General features: G+C 68.0%; 16 protein-coding genes. 7 read left to right on the top strand and 9 right to left on the bottom strand.

Annotation, left to right across the window (positions count from 1 at the left end; genetic code table 11):
* Positions 1 to 4 precede the first annotated feature (4 nt).
* Complete coding sequence (locus KF887_02380; protein QYK42010.1) at positions 5 to 874, bottom strand: SDR family oxidoreductase; 870 nt, start codon at positions 872 to 874, stop codon at positions 5 to 7.
* Positions 875 to 992: 118 nt separating this feature from the next.
* Here KF887_02380 and KF887_02375 point away from each other — a divergent pair, with 118 nt between their 5' ends.
* Positions 993 to 1,547 (top strand): thioredoxin family protein, encoded by a 555-nt coding sequence (locus tag KF887_02375; protein QYK42009.1) that lies wholly within the window; start codon positions 993 to 995, stop codon positions 1,545 to 1,547.
* Between the two features lie 4 nt (positions 1,548 to 1,551).
* Here the strand turns inward: KF887_02375 and KF887_02370 are convergent, their stop codons facing one another.
* The 8 genes from KF887_02370 to KF887_02335 form a co-directional block, all read right to left on the bottom strand.
* Positions 1,552 to 1,872, bottom strand: a complete 321-nt coding sequence (locus KF887_02370) for an AzlD domain-containing protein (GenBank protein ID QYK42008.1) — start codon at positions 1,870 to 1,872, stop codon at positions 1,552 to 1,554.
* Entirely contained in the window at positions 1,872 to 2,603 is a 732-nt protein-coding gene (locus tag KF887_02365; GenBank protein ID QYK42007.1) for an AzlC family ABC transporter permease, read from the bottom strand. The genes KF887_02370 and KF887_02365 overlap by 1 nt, the downstream gene beginning before the upstream one ends.
* Before the next feature lie 79 nt (positions 2,604 to 2,682).
* The gene (locus tag KF887_02360) at positions 2,683 to 3,183 is read right to left on the bottom strand and encodes a DUF2478 domain-containing protein (GenBank protein ID QYK42006.1); all 501 of its coding nucleotides are present in this window, start codon (positions 3,181 to 3,183) and stop codon (positions 2,683 to 2,685) included.
* A gap of 121 nt (positions 3,184 to 3,304) precedes the next feature.
* Entirely contained in the window at positions 3,305 to 5,470 is a 2,166-nt protein-coding gene (locus KF887_02355; protein QYK42005.1) for a TRAP transporter permease, read from the bottom strand.
* 78 nt (positions 5,471 to 5,548) lie between these two features.
* Positions 5,549 to 6,517: a TAXI family TRAP transporter solute-binding subunit gene (locus KF887_02350; GenBank protein QYK42004.1), complete on the bottom strand. Its 969-nt coding sequence runs from the start codon at positions 6,515 to 6,517 to the stop codon at positions 5,549 to 5,551.
* A gap of 186 nt (positions 6,518 to 6,703) precedes the next feature.
* On the bottom strand, positions 6,704 to 8,047 hold the full coding sequence (locus KF887_02345) for a sigma-54-dependent Fis family transcriptional regulator (protein ID QYK42003.1): 1,344 nt from the start codon (positions 8,045 to 8,047) through the stop codon (positions 6,704 to 6,706).
* Positions 8,044 to 9,885, bottom strand: coding sequence for a sensor histidine kinase (locus tag KF887_02340; GenBank protein QYK42002.1), 1,842 nt, complete (start codon positions 9,883 to 9,885; stop codon positions 8,044 to 8,046). The genes KF887_02345 and KF887_02340 overlap by 4 nt, the downstream gene beginning before the upstream one ends.
* Before the next feature lie 55 nt (positions 9,886 to 9,940).
* Positions 9,941 to 10,480 carry a MarR family transcriptional regulator gene (locus tag KF887_02335; GenBank protein ID QYK42001.1) on the bottom strand — a complete coding sequence of 180 codons (540 nt, stop codon included), beginning with the start codon at positions 10,478 to 10,480 and terminating at the stop codon, positions 9,941 to 9,943.
* Between KF887_02335 and KF887_02330 the strand changes: the two genes are divergently transcribed.
* Genes KF887_02330 through KF887_02305 form a run of 6 tightly spaced genes read left to right on the top strand, consistent with a single transcriptional unit; the run spans position 10,479 to position 18,340 of the window.
* Positions 10,479 to 11,321 (top strand): xanthine dehydrogenase family protein subunit M, encoded by an 843-nt coding sequence (locus KF887_02330; GenBank protein ID QYK42000.1) that lies wholly within the window; start codon positions 10,479 to 10,481, stop codon positions 11,319 to 11,321. The two genes, KF887_02335 and KF887_02330, sit on opposite strands and share 2 nt — an antisense overlap.
* Positions 11,318 to 14,107, top strand: coding sequence for a molybdopterin-dependent oxidoreductase (locus KF887_02325; protein ID QYK41999.1), 2,790 nt, complete (start codon positions 11,318 to 11,320; stop codon positions 14,105 to 14,107). Before KF887_02330 ends, KF887_02325 begins: the two co-directional genes overlap by 4 nt.
* Entirely contained in the window at positions 14,100 to 15,560 is a 1,461-nt protein-coding gene (locus KF887_02320) for a 6-hydroxynicotinate reductase (GenBank protein QYK41998.1), read from the top strand. The genes KF887_02325 and KF887_02320 overlap by 8 nt, the downstream gene beginning before the upstream one ends.
* Positions 15,557 to 16,414 carry a UPF0280 family protein gene (locus KF887_02315; protein QYK41997.1) on the top strand — a complete coding sequence of 286 codons (858 nt, stop codon included), beginning with the start codon at positions 15,557 to 15,559 and terminating at the stop codon, positions 16,412 to 16,414. The genes KF887_02320 and KF887_02315 overlap by 4 nt, the downstream gene beginning before the upstream one ends.
* On the top strand, positions 16,407 to 16,997 hold the full coding sequence (locus KF887_02310; GenBank protein QYK41996.1) for an amino acid synthesis family protein: 591 nt from the start codon (positions 16,407 to 16,409) through the stop codon (positions 16,995 to 16,997). Before KF887_02315 ends, KF887_02310 begins: the two co-directional genes overlap by 8 nt.
* On the top strand, positions 16,994 to 18,340 hold the full coding sequence (locus KF887_02305) for a hypothetical protein (protein QYK41995.1): 1,347 nt from the start codon (positions 16,994 to 16,996) through the stop codon (positions 18,338 to 18,340). The genes KF887_02310 and KF887_02305 overlap by 4 nt, the downstream gene beginning before the upstream one ends.
* The last annotated feature ends 25 nt before the right edge of the window (positions 18,341 to 18,365 follow it).

Raw genomic sequence — 18,365 nt, 5'->3', positions numbered from 1 at the left:
GGCGCTATCGACCTTCCGTGGTCAGCAATGCCCCAAGTCCCTCGCGATAGGTCGGGTAGCGCAGGTTGACGCCCAGGATGCGCCGAATCCGATCATTCCGGACGCGCTTTGACTCCGCATAGAAACTGCGCGCCATCGGTGTCATTTCCGCCGTATCCCAGCTTTCCTCGGGCGGCAACGGCAGGCCGAGCAGAGCGGCCGCATGGCCGATGACGTCCTCGGGGGGGGCCGGGTCATCGTCACAGACGTTCCAGAAGCTGCCGGGCATTGGCTTGGCGATCGAGGCGGCAAGAACCTGTGCGATATCTTCAACATGGATACGGCTGAACACCTGTCCCGGCTTCACGATGCGTCGCGCCGTTCCGTCCAGCACCTTGGCGAACGGTCCGCGCCCCGGGCCATAGATGCCAGCCAGCCGGAACACATGCAGCGGCCATCCCAACGCCGCCCATTCCGTCTCGGCCCGCACGCGCCAGCGGCCACGTTCGGTTGCGGGGGTCAGGGGCGTATCCTCGTCCACCCAATCCCCGGCATGGTCGCCATAGACCGCAGTGGTCGAGAGATACCCGGCCCAGACCGGCCGCGCCGACAGCATCGCCGCGCGTTCGGCCCGGATGACCGGGTCACCCTCTGCATCGGGGGCGATGGACGACAGGACATGCGTGGTCTGCGCCAGCAGGGGTGCCAGCGGCGTGCCCGGCCAGACCACGCCGTCAACGCCCTGCGCCACAAGCTCTGCAAGACGCCCGGGCGACCGCGTCGTTCCGATCACCCGCCAACCCTGCGGCAGCAGGACACGCGCCAGTGCCGCCGCCGTATAGCCATGGCCCAGTGACAGCAACGTGCCCGGAGTTCCGTCATTCTGCGTGTTCATGCCTGCTTCCCGATACACCACTTGCCAAGATAATCGCGGCCGCCGCCGCCGGAAACCTGCCCAGCCGGTTGATCGTGCCGCCAAAGCGTCTAATTTTCCTGCAGTACAGGAGGATCACATGGCCACTTCACCCCCGGTCTGCGATTTCGGGTGGCGCCCGCCCGCGTTCCGGCTGCCCGCAACCGACGGGCGCAGCTATGCGCTGTCCGACGTGTCGGGGCCGAAGGGCACGCTGATCATGTTCATCTGCAATCACTGCCCCTATGTGCTTGCCGTGCTGCCCCGCATCCTGCGCGACGCGCGCGATCTTGCGGCAGCGGGTGTCGGGGTTGCCGCGATCTGTGCGAACGATGGCGATGCATACCCCGAGGACAGCCTGCCGAAGATGGTCGAGATGGCGCGCGAACAGCAGTTTCCGTTCCCTTATCTGCATGACGAAACGCAGCAGGTCGCGCAGGCATGGGGTGCGTCCTGCACGCCTGACTTCTTTGGTCTGAATGCTGCAGGCGAACTTCAGTATCGCGGTCGCCTGGACGCGTCGGGCCGCAATCCGGCGCCGCCCGATGCGCGGCGCGAACTCTACGAGGCGATGATGCAGATCGCAGCAACCGGACAGGGCCCGGTATCGCAGGTGCCGTCCATGGGCTGTTCCATCAAGTGGAAGGCCGCCTGATCGGTCAGCCCAGGGCGGTTTGCAGCGACCACAGGCTGCCCATTCCCACCACGATTGCCGCGCCGACACCAAACCGCGCAGCCGCCGCCAATGCCAGGATTGCGGCAACGGCGCGTGTCGGATCGAATGTGCCACCTGTGGCCGAGGGCCACAGGATCATCGGCGCGACCATGGCGGGAAACACCGCGACCCCCACAAATCGCAGATGCTCCAGCAGCCACTCGGGGAGTTGACGGCGGCCAAGGAAGCCGAGGAACGAGAACCTGATCAGGAAGGTTCCGGCCCCCAGCAAGATGGTCAGCACCCAGAATTCAGTCACCGACATCAGGATCGTCCCGGGGCTTCGGCCCGTCGGCGGTCCAGCACGCGCTGTGTCCTTGCGCCGGCCATCATGGCGCAGAGCGCGGCCATGATCAGGCCTAGGTTCCATGGCACGCCGGAGAATGCGATGGCGCCCGTCAGGCTTGTCCCCGCCGCCACGATGTTCGGCAGACCGCGCAGCATCGGCGCCAGAAGTGCCAGGAAGCAGACCGGCACCGCGAAATCCGGCGACAGCGAGGACGGAATTGCCCGCCCCACAAGCGCGCCGACGATGGTGCCCACATACCAGAGCGGGCAGATCGCCAGGATGTTGCCCGTGTAATATGCGACCTTCTCGGGCAGGGGCATTGCCGGTTCCCGTTCGTAGGCGCGCACCGAAACGGCATAGACCTGGTCAACCATCGCATAGGCCATCAGCAGCCGTTGCCACAGGGGCGCCTGGCCGAGGTGGGGAACAAGCGCGGCGGAATACATCGCCATCCGCAGGTTCACGGCAAGACCGGCGATCAGCGCCACGAAGACCGGCGCCCCATCGGTCATCAGGGACAGCGCGGTGAACTGCGCGGCACCAGCGATGACGACGGCGGACATCGCAAACACCTGCAACAGGTCAAGCCCCGCATCCCGGGCCACCACGCCGAACAGCACGGAAAAGGGCAGGACAACCACCACGAAGGGGCTACCGTCGCGCAGGCCGCGCCACAGCGCCCGGGTCGTACTGGATCGGTCGGTCATGTCTGGCCCGCAGCGGCACCACGATCGCGCGCGGCGCGGCACCATAGCCACGGGCCCGGGCGGCCACAAGCCGCTCGGATCAAAGGCAGAAGCGGCGCGCCCAGGCCACAACCGCATCCGCCTGCGGCACAAGCGGCAGCGCGAGATCGCCCGCAAACTCCTCAAAGGCAGCCCGATGTCCGGGCCGTACCGTCGTCAGAACGGCGACGCCTTCGGTCAGCGCGCGTCCGATGACGGGCCGGAACCCGCGCCCGTCGGCCTCCTGCTTGCCGAACTTGTTCACGATCAGCAGCCGCGGATGCCGGGACAGCGCCGCCTCGATCCAACCGACCGCCTCTTCCAGCGCCTGCGGGTCCAGCCGGCAACCGGTGGCGTGCGGCCCGCGATCCTCACTGATGCGGAAGCGGGCGGAACCATCCAGCAGCGTCAGATCCATGTGGCACATGCGCAGCGGATCGTGTTCGATGTTCTCCTGCAGGATGCCGGCGACGGGCAACCCTTCGGCAAGCAGACGGCGGGCGATCTCGGCCATCAGGCGATCGCCCGCGCCACGCCCTTCCGTATGCACCACGCCAAGCATTGCCGCCCCTTGTCAGCCTGGCCCCGGTGATACGGCCGATGCCACCGAAACGAAAGCCCGGGATGGGTGGTGGGGCATGCGCGGCAAGCCGATGAAGGGGGGCATTTGCCCCCCGTCCCGTTCAGTCGGCCCGGCCGCGTGCCATTGTCTTGGCGGTGACCAGCTTCTTCTGCAGCGCCCAGACCAGCACCCCGACCCCCAGCCCGATCGCGTCGGTGAACCAGCCCTGCATGATCATCGACAGGGCTGCTGCAATCAGTACCGCCCGCAGCGGCATCGACAGCGGCCCGAAGAACCACGCCTGCACCGCAGAGGCGAGCAGGAATATGCCAAGCGATGCCGATATGACGACGTGGACGATCTCGCCCCAGGTGCCCTGCATCAGCAGCGCGGGGGACGAGAAGAACATGAACGGAACAACGAACGCGGCCAGGCCGATCTTGAAGCTTTCGACGCTGGTCTTCATCGGATCTGACTGTGCGATTGCCGCCCCGGCATAGGACGCAAGGGCCACCGGCGGGGTGATCGCCGACATCACCGCGAAATAGAAGATGAAGAAGTGCGCGGTCAGCACCGGAATGCCCAACTGGATCAGCCCCGGCGCGATGACACTCGCAGCAACCGCATAGGCAGCCGTTGTTGGCATCCCCATGCCGAGGACGATCGATACCACCATGGCAAAGAACAGTGCGACCATCTGGTTCTGCTCGGCCAGACCCAGCAGCAGCGACGAGAACCGGGTGCCGATGCCGGTCAGCGCGATCACACCCACGATGATACCCGCAGCGGCGCAGACCGCGATCAGTTGCAGGCTCATCTTGGTCGAGATTTCCAGCGCGAACAGGATCTGCCGCACACCCATCCTGTACGGGGTGAGCCACGACACCACGGTTGCCGCGGCCATTGCCAGAGTGCCCGCCCGGATCACCGAATAGCCCATGAACAGGGCGCCGATCAGGATGAAGATCGGGACGAACAAGAAGGCCTGCCGGGCGAGTTTCGCGAATTGCGGCAGTTCCTCGCGGGGCAGACCCTTCATGCCGTATTTCTGGGCGGCGAGATCGACCATGAAGTAGATCGACAGGAAATAGAGAAGTGCGGGGATTATTGCCGCGACCACGATGTCGGCATAGGCGATGCCGGTGATTTCCGACATGATGAAGGCGCCCGCGCCCATGATCGGTGGCAGAATCTGCCCGCCCGACGAGGCCGCCGCCTCGACGCTGGCAGCAGTCTGTGGGGCGTATCCGACGCGCTTCATCAGCGGAATCGTCAGCGAACCGGTCGCCACCACATTGCCCGCCGAGGTGCCGTTGATCGTGCCCATGAGGCCGGAGGCGAACACCGCGACCTTGGCCGGACCGCCACGCTTGTCACCCGCTGCGGCGAAGGCGAAGTTCACGAAATACTCGCCCACGCGCGACGCCTGCAGGAAGGCCGCGAAGGCGACGAACAGGATGATGTACGTCGATGAGATCGCCGTTGTGGGCCCCAGGATGCCCTGGTCGGTGAAGATGTAGGTAAAGAAGCGCGACATCGTGTAGCCGCGGTGCTGCAGGATGCCCGGCAGCCACGGGCCGACGAAGCTGTAGATCACGAAGATGCCGGCGATGATGACCAGCGCAAGACCGGCAAGCCGCCGGGTCATCTCGAGAATGAGGATGACGCCCGCAAGTGCCGCGAACATGTCGGCATCCTTGGCAAGTCCGGTGCCCGCCCGCAGCCGCAGCAGCGGGGCGTGATAGATGATGTAGAGCGTCACGGCCACGGCCGCGAGCGCAAGGAACAGGTCGGCGATGTCCACCCGCCCGCGGTTCCGGTCGGGCATCAGCCAGCCGACGGCAACCAGCCAGACGATGCCCGCCACCAGTGGCCATCCGAATGTCCAGACCATGGCGCCCTTGGCAGCGGCCTGATCGACGCCCGCGCCAGTCGCCCAGACAAGGATGATCTGTCCAAGCGCCAGCAGGATCGCCGCGGCGCCCGGCGCGAGGATTGCAAGGCGTGCGGGATCGGGGCGACCGCCTGCAGGGACCTCGGCACCGAACAGCGTCGAAGAATACAGCAGGAACCCGATCCCCAGGCCGCCGCCCACATGGATCAGCCGGTAGGTCCAGGTTTCCAGGGGATACAGGTTCATGATTCCGATGTGAAAGGCCGTGAACAGGACGCACAGCGTCACGACCACCCATTTCGCGGTACCCAGAGGCACCCGCTGGTTTGACGAGATGATCTCGTCGTCGACGCCCTTGGCCAGAAGCGCCTCTTCGCTGGCTTGCGTGCCCATGTCCGGTTCCCTCCCTGTACCCCTTCACAGAACGCCCGCCCCGAACGGGACGGGCGCCGTTTCGTTGTCAGGCCGCCGTCACTTGAGGTTGTCAGGGATGGCGATCCCCTTTTCCTCGAAGTAGCGGACCGCGCCGGGGTGGTAGGGCATGAAGGTGTTCTTGTCCCAGTTCGCGATCAGCGTTTCACCTGCGGCCGCATGGATCTGCTTCATGCGATCCGGGTTCTCCATCGCCAGTTTCGTGATCTCGTAGGCAAGCGACTCGGGCATGTCGGCATGCGCGATGGCGAAGTTCCACAGCGCGACCGTCGGCTGGTCATAGTCATGTCCGGCATAGGTTCCCGACGCGATGGTCAGCGGTGCCATCGCGGGGAAAGCCTCGAGGATCTTCGGCAGTTCGTCATCGTTGAAGCCGAACATCACCACGTCCTGGCTGGCCGCAAGTTCCGCGAAGGCCGAAATCGGCACCCCGGCGGCGAAGGCGAAGGCATCGATCAGCCCGTCGGTCAGCTGCCCGGCAGCATCCGCCGCACCAGCGTTCGAGATGTTCGCGCTGACCCCGAGCGCCGAGATGAACTGCGGCCAGTAGGTGCCGGGCGTGCCCCCCGCCGGTCCGACCGAAACCCGCTTGCCGTTCAGGCCGGACACCGAGGTGATGCCCGAGCTTTTCAGCGTCACGACCTGGAACGGTGTCTGGTACATCGGGAACAGCGCGCGGATCGACTTGTGCTCCAGACCCGGGGCCAGTTCCGACTTGCCGATCCATGCATCATAGGCCGGGCCCATGGTGACCAGGCCCATCAGGTGATCGCCGGTTTCCACCAGGGTCACGTTCTGCACCGGGCCGCCGGTCACCTCGCCTGTCGCGTTCAGCCCAAGCGCCTCGGTGATGTAGCTGGCAAAGCCATTGCCATAGACGAAATAGGTGCCGCCCTGGCTGGCGGTGCCGATCGTGATCTCGTTCGGCCAGCCGGTCTTGTCCTGCGCGGTCGCGGCGCCGGCAAAAAGCGCAAGGGCCGCCGCAGCGGCGGCGATTGTGTGTTTCATTATGTGATCCTCCCGGTCAAACGCAGGCAGGGGTCTCCCCGCCCCTGGCCCATCTGACCGCCCGCAACGGTTTCAAGCAACCACCAAGGCGCGGTCGGTGTCGGAAATTCGCCCCTGCGGCCCCGGGATGGGTGGAAACCGTAACATCGGCCGCACAAGATGGGGGGATAGCGTGGCAAGCCGAGCTCAGCCGCCGTCGTCCTCGCCGAACTGGCTGCGGTCCAGCCCGTGTTTCTGCATCTTCTCCCACAGCGTCTTGCGGCTGAGACCGAGCGATTCATAGACCGGACGCAACCGCCCGCCGTGGGCAACCAGTGCGGCCTCGATCTCGCGACGCTCGAACTCGGCGACCCGATCGGCCAGCCGCGCGGGCGCGGTTCCGGTCTCGCCGGGATCGGCGAGACCCAGGGCGAAGCGGTCGGCCGCATTCCGCAACTCACGCACGTTGCCGGGCCAGTCGCGGCTCGTCATTTGCGCCAGGACGGCGGGGGCGACCTTGGGGGTCTCCTGCCGATGCCGCGTCGCAGCCTCGGACAGCAAACGCATGAACAGCAGCGCAATATCCTCGCGCCGCGCTGCCAGCGGCGGAATGCGCAAGGTCACGACATTCAGCCGGTACAGGAGGTCCGCGCGGAACCGACCCGCCGCCACCTGGTCCTCGAGCGGGACGCGGGATGTCGCCATGAACCGCAGGTCCAGCGAGACCGCCTCGTTCGACCCCAGCCGGGTGACCGCGCGATCCTCGATCGCGCGCAGCAGCTTGCCCTGCAGGTCCATCGGCATCGAAGCGACATCGTCCAGCAGCACCGTGCCGCCCCGAGCGTGTTCGAACTTTCCGGCGCGGGCGCGCATCGCCCCCGGGAATGCGCCCTGCTCGTGCCCGAACAGTTCGGATTCGATCAGGTGCCCGGGCAGGGCCGCGCAATCTATTGCGACGAAGGGACGGCGGGCACGGGTCGACAGGTCATGCAGCGCACGCGCCGCAACCTCCTTGCCCGATCCCGTCTCACCCACGATCAGCACGTCTGCCTCGGTCGGTCCCAGCGTGCGGATGCGGCGGCGCAGGTCGATCATCGCGTTCGACCTCCCGACCAGCCGCTGTTCCAGATCGTCGGCCTGTCCGGCCGCGGCGCGCAGCACGCGATTTTCCAGAACCAGTCGCCGAAAATCCACCGCGCGGGCAGCGATCTCGGCCAACTGTCCCGCAGCAAAGGGTTTCTCGATGAAGTCATAGGCGCCTTCGCGCATCGCCCGCACCGCAAGCTGCACGTCGCCGTGCCCGGTGATCAGGATGACCGGAATATCCCTGTCAATCTCATGGATTCGGTTCATCAGCGTCAGCCCGTCGATCCCGGGCATCCGGATGTCGGTCAGCACGATCCCGGGGAAACCGAAGCTCACGTAGTCCGGCACCCGGTCACCGGTGGCGAATTCGGCGACCTCGAACCCCGCCAGATCAAGCGCCTGCGCCGTCGAGGCGCGCAGATCGGGTTCGTCATCCACCACGAGGATGCGGAAACCGGTCGTCATGCAGCGACGTCCAGTCCGGTATCGGCGGCCCGCAGGTCGATGCGGAACTCCGCCCCGCCGCTCTCGGCGTTGGCCAGCGTCAGGTCGCCGCCGAAATCCTTGACGATGTTGTAGGAGATGGACAGCCCCAGCCCCAGGCCCTTGCCGACCCCCTTGGTCGAGAAGAACGGGTCGAAGATACGGGGCGCCACCGCCGGGGAAACGCCAGGCCCGTGGTCCTGGATGGCGATGCGCACTCCCTGCGGCCCCGGTCCGGCGGTCAGCAGGATACGGCGATCCTCTGCCCCCTCCACGGCATCCGCCGCGTTTGTGAGAATGTTCACCAGCACCTGCTGAAGCCGGACCGGACCGGCCACGACGGCGGGCAGGTCCGGCGCCAGTTCCACGGTCAGCTCTGCCCCCGCCGCACGCAGGCGGAGGTCGGCGATCTCACGCGCGGCCTCGATGACCTCGGGCAGCGATACGGCGGTCAGCTTCTGCCCGGGCTTGCGCGCGAAGCTGCGCAGGTGGCGGCTGATCGCGGTCATGCGGTCAATCAGATCAAGAATGCGCGCGATATTGCCCCGCGCGTCCGCAACCCGTCCACGATCCAGCAATACTCCGGCATTGTCGGCATAGGTGCGCGCGGCGGCCAGCGGCTGATTGAATTCATGGCTCAGCGCAGCCGACATCTGGCCAAGCGCGGCAAGCTTGCCTGCCTGCACCAGATCGGCCTGTGCCTGCCGCAAGTTCTGTTCCGCGGCCGTGCGCTCGGCGACCTCGGCTTCAAGCCGGGTGTTCACGGCGGCAAGCTCGCGCGTTCGCTCCTCGACCCTGCGCTCCAGACCCTCGCGCGCGGATTGCTGCAGCATCAGCCGCTCACGCAACTGGGCGCGACGCTGCAGTACCACGGCCGCTGCCAGGACCAGCGAGCCAAGGGCCAACGCCACCACACCGCCGACAGCCAGGGCCTGCCGCCGCGCGGGCGCGGTATCGATCAGCACGCGCAGCACCCAGTCTGCTTCGGGCATCGGCGCCTCGCGCGTCAGGTAGCGCCGCACGGTGCCGCCGCCGCCGACCGACACAACGGCATGGCCGCGCTCGTTCGACCGCGCCGCCACGGGAAAGGCACGGAGCAGCGTGTCCGCATAGCGTCGCGTCTCGGTCAGCGTCGTGCGGGCCGCGTCGGTCAACGGCAGAAACGTGGTGAAGCGCCATTCGGGACGTCCGGACAGAAAGACCACGCCTTCCGGATCGGTGACGATGATGGCCTCCTCGCTGCCGGCCCAGGCCCCTTCGATCGCGTCAAGGTCGATCTTGAAGACCAGAACCCCGGCAATGTCTCCGGCCGGCCCCTGCACCGGCGCGCCGAAATAGTAGCCGCGCTTTCGGCTGGTGGTGCCCAGAGCATAGAACCGCCCCTCGCCACCCGCCGCCGCGCCCAGGAAATATGGCCGGAAGGCAAAGTTGCCACCGACAAACGATGTTTCCAGATCGTGATTGGAGGCCGCCCGGGTCAGCCCGTTGCGATCCATCAGATAGACATCCGAAGCCCCCAGCCGGGTCTGGATGTCCTTCAGCCAATGGTTTGTCGCGACCGCCAGCGCCAGGTTGTCGGGATCCGCGGCAAGCGCCCGCACCTGCGGTTGATCGGCGATCAGCGCGGGCAGTCTTTCGAACCGTTCGAGCTGCCCGCGCAGCGACGCGACCGCCAGGTCCAGCGTGCCGTCACCGCGCCGCGCGGTGGCGTCAAGCGCCCGGCGCAGGGCCTCGTGATGCGCGGCCCATCCGGCGCCGAGCACGACGAACAGCAACACTGCCAGCCAGGCCAGCCCCCGAACGCTTGTCCCTGCGCGCATTCTTCCTCCTCCACGGCATCAGCTTAGCGCAGCCGCGCCAGACCGCTCAACCGGCTCAGCCCAGCCGGGCCAGCATCGACAGGAATACCCGACGCTCATCCTCGGTCAGGGGTTCCAGGGTGCGCGCACTGACCGCCAGCGCATCCGCCATGCGCGAGGCAAACAGCGCCTGACCCTCGGCGGTGGCGGCCACCGTCAGGCGGCGGCGGTCGCCGGGGTCGGCCTGCCGCGCGGCAAGCGCCTGCCTCCGCAACCGGTCCACCACACCCTTCACCGTCGCCGCATCCAGCGCCACGGCACGGCCAAGCTGGTTCTGTGACATCGGACCCTCGGTGCACAGCCGCGCTAGCACGGCGAACTGAGTTGTCGTCACCTCCGGGATCGCCTGGGCAAAGATTGCCAGATGGCGCTGCGTCACACGACGCAACACATAGCCGACCTGATCGTCGAGCACATAGGCGGGGGAAGGATCGGATGCTGCATCGGTCACCAGACCCCGATAGCGTTGCGCGCCACAGCACGCAACGCCGTTGACAGGCCGGGGCAGGGCACCCCACTCTGAAACGGGTGTTTGCGCGCAAACGAGTCGCCCCATGTCAAACCTGATCCGCCCCCGCGACCTGTCCCACGCCCTTGCGCTTATGGCGGAAGGCGACGCGCGCGCGCTGGCGGGCGGGACAGATCTGTATCCCGCGACCGACCGGCCCGAACTTTCCGGACCTTTGGTCGATCTTACGGTTCTAGATTGCCTGAAGGGCATCGCGCCCGAGGGGGACAGTCTGCGCATCGGCGCCTGCACGACCTGGGCCGAGATCGCGCGCGCGCCCCTGCCCCCCGCGCTGAGCGCCCTGCGCGAAGCCGCAGCGGAAATCGGCGGGCGACAAATCCAGAATGCGGGCACGATCGGCGGCAATCTGTGCAATGCGTCGCCCGCCGCCGATGGCGTGCCACCGCTTCTGGCCTGCGATGCCGAGGTCGAGGTCGGCGGTCGCTCCGGGGTTCGCCGCGTTCCGCTGGCCGATTTCCTGACCGGCCCGCGCCGCACCGCGCTGTTGCCGGGCGAGATTCTCAAGGCGGTGATCCTTCCCGCATCGGGACTGACCGGAGTGTCACGCTTCCTGAAACTTGGTGCGCGTGCGTATCTGGTGATCTCGATCGCGATGGTGGCGGTGCGCTTCCGCGTTGCCGACGGCCGGATCGCCGCGGCGGCGCTGTCGGTGGGGTCCTGTGGCCCAACGGCACGTCGGCTGCCCGAGGTCGAGGCAGAATTGACCGGCGCCAAGATCACCGGTGCACCCGACCGGGTCGACGCCGCCGCCGTCGCCGCTGCGCTTTCGCCGATCAGCGATCCGCGCGCGTCCGCCGGATATCGCGTTTCGGCGGCAACGGAACTGATCCGCCGTGCGGTGGCTGGCCTGACGGAGATGCCGGCATGACCGGCGATCTTCCGTATCCTGCTTCGGCTGGTGCGTCGGAGAGCCCGGCATCGCTGGCGGTGGAAGGCCGGCCGGGCACGATTGGCCTCACCCTGAACGGCGAGGCGCGATGTCTGTCCGGCCCGCCCGCCCGTCGTCTGTCCGAGGTGCTGCGCGAGAATGTCGGGCTGACCGGCACGAAGGTCGGCTGCGATGCGGGCGATTGCGGCGCCTGCACCGTCCTGCTGGACGGCGCGGCCGTCTGTGCCTGCCTTACCCCGGTTGCCCGCGTCGAGGGCCGGACGGTCGAGACGGTCGAGATGACCGACCCGGTGCTGGACCGCCTGCGCGCCGCCTTCCTGTCGCATGGCGCCGCGCAATGCGGCATCTGCACACCCGGCATGCTGATGGCGGCGCTTGCCCTGCTGCGCGAGGTGAAGGCCCCGGATGCCCGTCAGGTGCAGGATGCGCTTGGCGGTGTTCTGTGCCGCTGCACCGGATACCGAAAGATCATCGCGGCGGTGGTGGCGGCAGGCGCAGGCGGTGTCGAGCCCATCGAGGAACCGGCGGCCGAGCGTGGCGGTCCGGTCGGCCGCCGGATTCAGCGGCTTGATGGGGCGGCCAAGGTTGCGGGCGACCTGTTCGGGGCCGATGTCTGGCAGCCCGGCGGGCTGGTGGTGAAGGCCGTTCGCTCACCTCACCCGCATGCCGCGTTCACGTTCGGCGATCTTGCCGCCTGGGTCACAGCGACGGACGGTGCGGTGGCGGTCTGGACGGCCGCCGACATCCCGGGCGTCAACCGCTTCGGCGTGATCCCGCCCTTCGCCGATCAGCCTGCCCTGGCCGCCAGCCCGGCGCGGTTTCGGGGCGAGGCGGTGGCGCTGATCGCCTTCGAGGATGACGGCACCGTGGCAGACCTGTCGCGTTTTCCCGTGCTCTGGGAACCATTGCCCGCTCTGACCGATCCTGCGGATGCCGAGACCGACGGCGCGCCCCTGCTGCACCCGGGACGCCCCGGAAACCGGCTGGTCGAGGGGCGTGTGCGGCGGGGCGACCCGACGTCGGCCCTGGCAGGCGCGGCGCATCTGGTCGATCACACGATGGAAACCGGGTTTGTCGAACATGCCTATATCGAACCCGAGGCAGGCGCCGCCTGGATGGAGGGTGACACACTTGTCATCCGCGCCTGCACGCAGGCCCCGGTCATGGACCGCGACGATACCGCCGCAATCCTCGCCTTGCCGACGGACCGTGTGCGGATCATCCCGTCAGCCGTGGGCGGAGGCTTCGGCTCAAAGCTGGATGTCAGCCTGCAGCCCCTTGTTGGCCTTGCCGCGCTCAAGACCGGGCGACCGGTACGGATGACCTACAGCCGCGCCGAAAGCATGTCCTCGACCACCAAGCGCCACCCTGCGCGGATGGCCGGCCGGATCGGCTGCGATGCCCTGGGTCGGCTGGTCGGCATGGAGTTCGACGGGCTTTTCGATACCGGCGCCTACGCAAGCTGGGGCCCGACCGTGGCCAACCGGGTCCCCGTGCATGCCTCGGGGCCCTATCTGACCCCCAGCTACCTCGCCACCGCGCGGGCCGTGCATACGAACAATCCCGTGGCCGGGGCGTTCCGCGGTTTCGGTGTGCCGCAGGCCGCGATATGGCAGGAGACGGCATTCGACCTGCTGGCCGACCGTGCCGGGATCGACCGGCTGGAGTTCCGCATCCTGAACGCGCTGCGCGACGGCGACGCGACGGTGACCGGCCAGGTTCTCGCCTCGACCGGCATCGCCCAGTGTCTGACGGCGCTGCGCCCGCATTGGCAACGGGCATTGTCCGAGGCCAGGCCCGGGCGCGGGGTGGGCGTCGCGTCGTGCTGGTATGGCTGCGGCAATACCGCACTGCCGAATCCCTCGACCATCCGCATCGGCCTGTCGCCTGCCGGGCGTGTGGTGCTGCATCAGGGCGCGACCGACATCGGCCAGGGGTCCAACACGGTGATCCCGCAGATCGCGGCACAGGCGCTTGGCCTGTCTCTGCGGGATTTCGATCTGGTCGGTCCGGACACCGGTCTGACCCCCGATGCCGGCAAGACATCGGCCAGCCGACAGACCTTTGTGACCGGCCGCGCCGCACAGGCGGCCGCCGCGCAACTGCGGGCCGAGATCCTGCGGCGGCTCAATCTGGGCGAGGGCGCGCGTCTGTCCTTGTCGGATGGCGCGATCACGGGCACCGAGGGCAGCGTTGCCATCCGGCTCGATCTGGCTTCGGTGACGCCGGACGCGCATGGCCTGTCCCTGACGGCCGAGGCGACCTATGACCCCCCGACCAGCCCGCTTGATGCCGATGGGCAGGGATCGCCCTATGCCCTGTACGGTTTTGGGGCGCAGATGGTGGAACTGGTCGTGGACCCCGCGCTCGGCACCGTACGACTGCTCAAGATCACGGCGGCGCATGACGTCGGGCGGGCCATCAACCCGACCTTGGCAGAAGGCCAGATCGAAGGCGGCATCGCGCAGGGCATCGGGCTGGCGCTGATGGAGGAATATCTGCCAGGCCGAACCGAGAATCTGCACGACTACCTGATCCCGACCTTTGGCGACGTGCCTCCCATCGAGTCGATTCTCGTCGAAGTGCCAGACCCCGAGGGACCGTTCGGCGCGCGCGGCCTTGGCGAGCATGTCCTGATCCCCACAGCCCCCGCCATCCTGAACGCGATCCGGCACGCCACCGGCGCCCTGCCCCGCCGACTGCCGGCCCTGCCCCACCGCGTCCGCGAGGCCATCGCGGCGACCGGGGATACCCCGCATGGATGACGCCCCCCCGCCATCGCGCCTGGGCGACAAGATCCGCTGCGACGCCTGCCCGGTGATGTGCTACATCGCCCCCGGTCAGACCGGAGCCTGCGACCGCTATGCCAATGACGCGGGCCGGATCGTGCGCACCGATCCTGTGCTGCTGCTGTCCCGCACGGTCGAGACCGGGGGGCGCCTGGTGCCCTTCGCGACGCGCGACTGGGACGGAGAGCCGTTTCCCCCCGACACGCAGGTGACGGGCATAGGTTCCGGCACAACCTATCCCGACTACAAGCCTGCCCCCTTCATCGTGGCCTCGCAGGCCGAAGGGGTGGATACGGTCACTGTGGTGACCGAAGCGATATTTTCCTACTGCGGCGTGAAGGTGAAGATCGACACCGACCGGTTCCTCGGCCCGGAAACCGCTGCGGTGCGGGCGCAGGGCGAGGTGATCGGCCATGTCACCACGGCGGAATACGGGTCGCAGATGCTGTCGCTCGGCGGGGTTCATCACCTGACCGGGGGGTCCAAGGCCGAGGGACGCGCGACATGTGCGGCCCTGCTGGCGCTTTGCAACGGCGCGGCGGTGGACCTGACCATTGATGGCGGCTCTGCGGTGACGGTGCAGGCGGGTGCCGCACCCATCGTCGATGGCCGCCCCGAGAACCGGATGCGCGTGGGCTGCGGATCGGCGACCATCGGCATGTTCGCCAGCCAGTGGCGCGGACTGGTGGACGAGGTGGTGGTGGTGGACGACCACATCACCGGGGTGGTCAGCGAGCATCAGGCAGGCAAGGTTCTGGGCTGGGAATCCACCGGCATCCGGATCAAGGGCCATCGGTCCACCCCCGGGCGGTATTTCCGGGTATCGGAACCCGGGCTTGGCTGGGGCGGTACGCGCCTGACCGATCCGCTGGAAATCCTCGGGCCATGGGAGACGCGCAAGGGCGCGCGGCCGGGCCTGCGGCTGCTGATGGTGTCCACCACGGGCGAGGAGTTCGCCTGGTACGAACTCGACGACAGCCTTGTGCCACAGCCAAAGCCGCTGCCGGATCACCTGATCCCCACGGTGCGGCTGATTGACGAGAACTGCGAACCCTCGCGCTGCACGGTCCTGTTCATGGGCGGGGCGGGGGGCAGCCTGCGGGCAGGCGTCACCCGCAACCCGGTACGCCTGACGCAGTCGGTGCAGGCTGGCGAGACCCGGCTGACGTCCGGCGGGGCCGCCTGCTATGTCTGGCCCGGTGGCGGGATCACGTTCATGGTCGATGTCACGCGGCTGCCGCCAGGTGCCTTCGGCTATGTGCCAACCCCTGCACTGGTCGCGCCGCTGGAATTCACCATGCCGCGCGACGCCTATCTTGCCATGGGCGGACACGCCGAGGCGGTCCGCACCCTGTCGGCAATGATGGCCGAAGGGGGCGAATACCCCACCGCCGTCCGCTTGTCCCCCCATCCGGAGAAGGAACCGTGACCGCCGCACGACCACGCGCAGCCAAAGGCGCCGTTGGTGCCTGGCTTCCTGGCGGGCGACTGCATCTGCAGGAAGGGCCGATCGATCTGGTCATCGGCGCCGACGGTCCCGGCGGGGCGGCTGCCCTCGCCGCCGCCGCCGCCCGGTTCGATGGCCTGCTGGCAGAGCTATGCGCCGAACTTCCCGCATTGCGCAGCGCGGATCGCCTGCCCCTTCGCGGCGCCGTCGCGCAGGCCATGGCGGCGGCCGTCGCACCGCACCGGCCCGCCTACATCACCCCGATGGCTGCCGTCGCGGGGGCGGTGGCCGATGCGGTGCTGGCGGCGATGGTGGCGGGTGGCGGCGTGACCCGCGCCTGGGTCAACAACGGTGGCGACATTGCAGTGCATCTGGCGCAGGGGCAGACCTTTTCGGTTGCGATTGCAGCCCGGCCGGGCATGCCCGACCGTGTGACGCTGCGCGGCGGCGAGGGCGTGGGCGGCATCGCCACATCCGGCTGGCGGGGCCGCAGCCAGAGCCTTGGCATCGCCGATGCGGTGACGGTGCTGGCGCGCGGCGCGGCCGTCGCGGATGCCGCGGCCACGATGATCGCCAATGCGGTCGACTTGCCCGGCCATCCCGACATCCGCCGCCGTCCCGCCTGCGTGGTCAAGGTCGACAGCGATCTCGGTGACCTGCCGGTCACGGTCGATGTCGGCCGCCTTTCCGCGAGCGAGGTTGCACAGGCGCTCGACCGCGGCGCCGCGCATGCCGCGTCTCTTGCAGCGCGCGGACTGATTGCCGGGGCGGCACTTTTCCTGCACGCTGAAATGCGCCTCGTCGGCGCCATGATACCGGAGCCCGCCCTTGCCTGATGTGCCCGCATTCCCCGTCCGCAAGATCGTCCTTCTGGTCGAGGAGATCCTTCACGAAGGCGGGGCGCCGCCCGCCGTTCCGCGGTGGCGCGGTGCGATCGCCGCGATCTGCGCCAACCCTTTCGCCGGCGATTACCATTTCGACCTGCAACCGGGCATGGAGGCGCTCAAGCCGCTGGGCCTGATGCTGACCGACCGCCTGATTGCCGCGCTTGGCGGCCGCGACGGCATTGACAGCTATGGCAAGGGCGCCATCGTGGGCGAGGCGGGCGAGGCCGAGCATGGTGCGCTGTGGCATGTGCCCGGCGGCTATGCGATGCGCGAAAGGCTGGGTGAAAGCCGGGCCATCGTGCCCAGTGCGATGAAGGTGGCCGGGATGGGCGCGGCGATCGACGTGCCGCTTGGCCATATCAACGCGGCCTATGTGCGCAGCCATTTCGACGCGATCACCATCGCCGTGCCCGACGCCCCCCGCGCGCGCGAGATCGTGTTTGCCCTCGCCATGGCAAAGGGTCCGCGGGTGCATTCACGCATGGGCGGGCTCGAGACCTGGCAGGTGAAGGGGGAGGACGGCCTTCGGTGAGACTGGCGACCGCTCTCTGCGTTCTGCCCGGGGCGGCCCTCGCCTGTGCGCTGCCGCCCTCGGTGGTTCTCACGCTGCCGACCGGGCATTACATGGCGGGCGCCGCGGCAACGGTTGCGGTCACGGGTCTTGTCCTTGCGGCGGCGCATCGCCTGCCTGCGCTGCGCGCGATTGCCCTGTGGGACCGCCGGGTCCTGCTGCCCGTTGCGCTGACCTCGACCCTGTCGTTCCTTGCGCTTGCCGCGTTGATCGCCATCGGTTTCGTCGGCTCGACCGATCCGATGCACAACCTGCTGACGCTGACCGTCTGGACCGTGGTCTGGGTGGCGCTGCCGCTGGCCTCGCTGGTGTTCGGCAACCTCTGGCGGGCGATCAACCCCTGGACCGGCCCGGCGCGCCTGGTGCGCCGCGCCTTCGGCATCCGCGGCGGCATCGGCCTGTCGCGCCTTGGCCACTGGCCCGCCGTCGCGGGGATGTTCGCCTTCACCTGGTTCACGCTCGTCTCGCTGTCACCGGAAGATCCGCGCGTGCTGGCGACGGTCGCGCTTGGCTATTCGGCGCTGATCCTGGCCTGCGCCGTGGCGGAAGGCGAGGATTGGCTGGAACAGGGTGAATTCCTGACGGTCTACCTGACGATGCTGGCCCGCATCGCTCCCTTGTGGCTGGTGATCGAGGACGGGCGCGGCCGCGTCTGCGCGGGCTGGCCGGGAACCCAGGTGCTGAGCCTGTCCCCCCTTCCTGCCTCGGGCGTTGCCTTTGTCACGCTGGTGCTCGCCGGTCTTACCTTCGATGGCCTGCACGAGACTTTCTGGTGGCTGGCCCTGATCGGCGAGAACCCGCTGGAGTTCACCGGAAGGTCGGCGGTGCAGGCAGTCAACACGGTCGGCCTCGTGTCGGTATGGGCCGCGACGGCGGCCACGATCCTGTCGGCGCTGTGGCTGGGCGGCCGGCTGGCACGGCGACCGCTTCCGACGGGACCGGTCATGCTGTCGTTCCTGGCGATCGCCGCAGGGTATCACGGCGCGCATTACCTGGTCACGCTGATGACGACCGGGCAGTACACGCTGGCGGCCATCAACGATCCGCTGTTTCGCGGTGATGCCTTCCTTGGCCTGCCGCCGTTCTATGTGGGGTTCGGCTTTCTGGCCGATCCGGCCGCGATGACGGCGGTGTGGAATGCGCAGTTCCTGGCCATCCTGCTGGCGCATGTGCTGGCCGTGATCCTTGCCCTGCATCTTGCGGGTCGCGAGACGCGGGCAGTGGCGCATCTGCCGCTGACCGCCCTGATGACAGGTTACACGGTTCTCGGGCTCTGGCTGCTCTCCTCGCCGACGGGGGCGTGAGAATCGTGGACAACTCGTTTGCATA

Source organism: Paracoccaceae bacterium (assembly GCA_019454225.1).
Lineage (GTDB): Bacteria > Pseudomonadota > Alphaproteobacteria > Rhodobacterales > Rhodobacteraceae.
The sequence above is the reverse complement of the archived record's forward strand: the minus strand, read 5'-3'. Positions and strand labels throughout refer to the sequence as shown.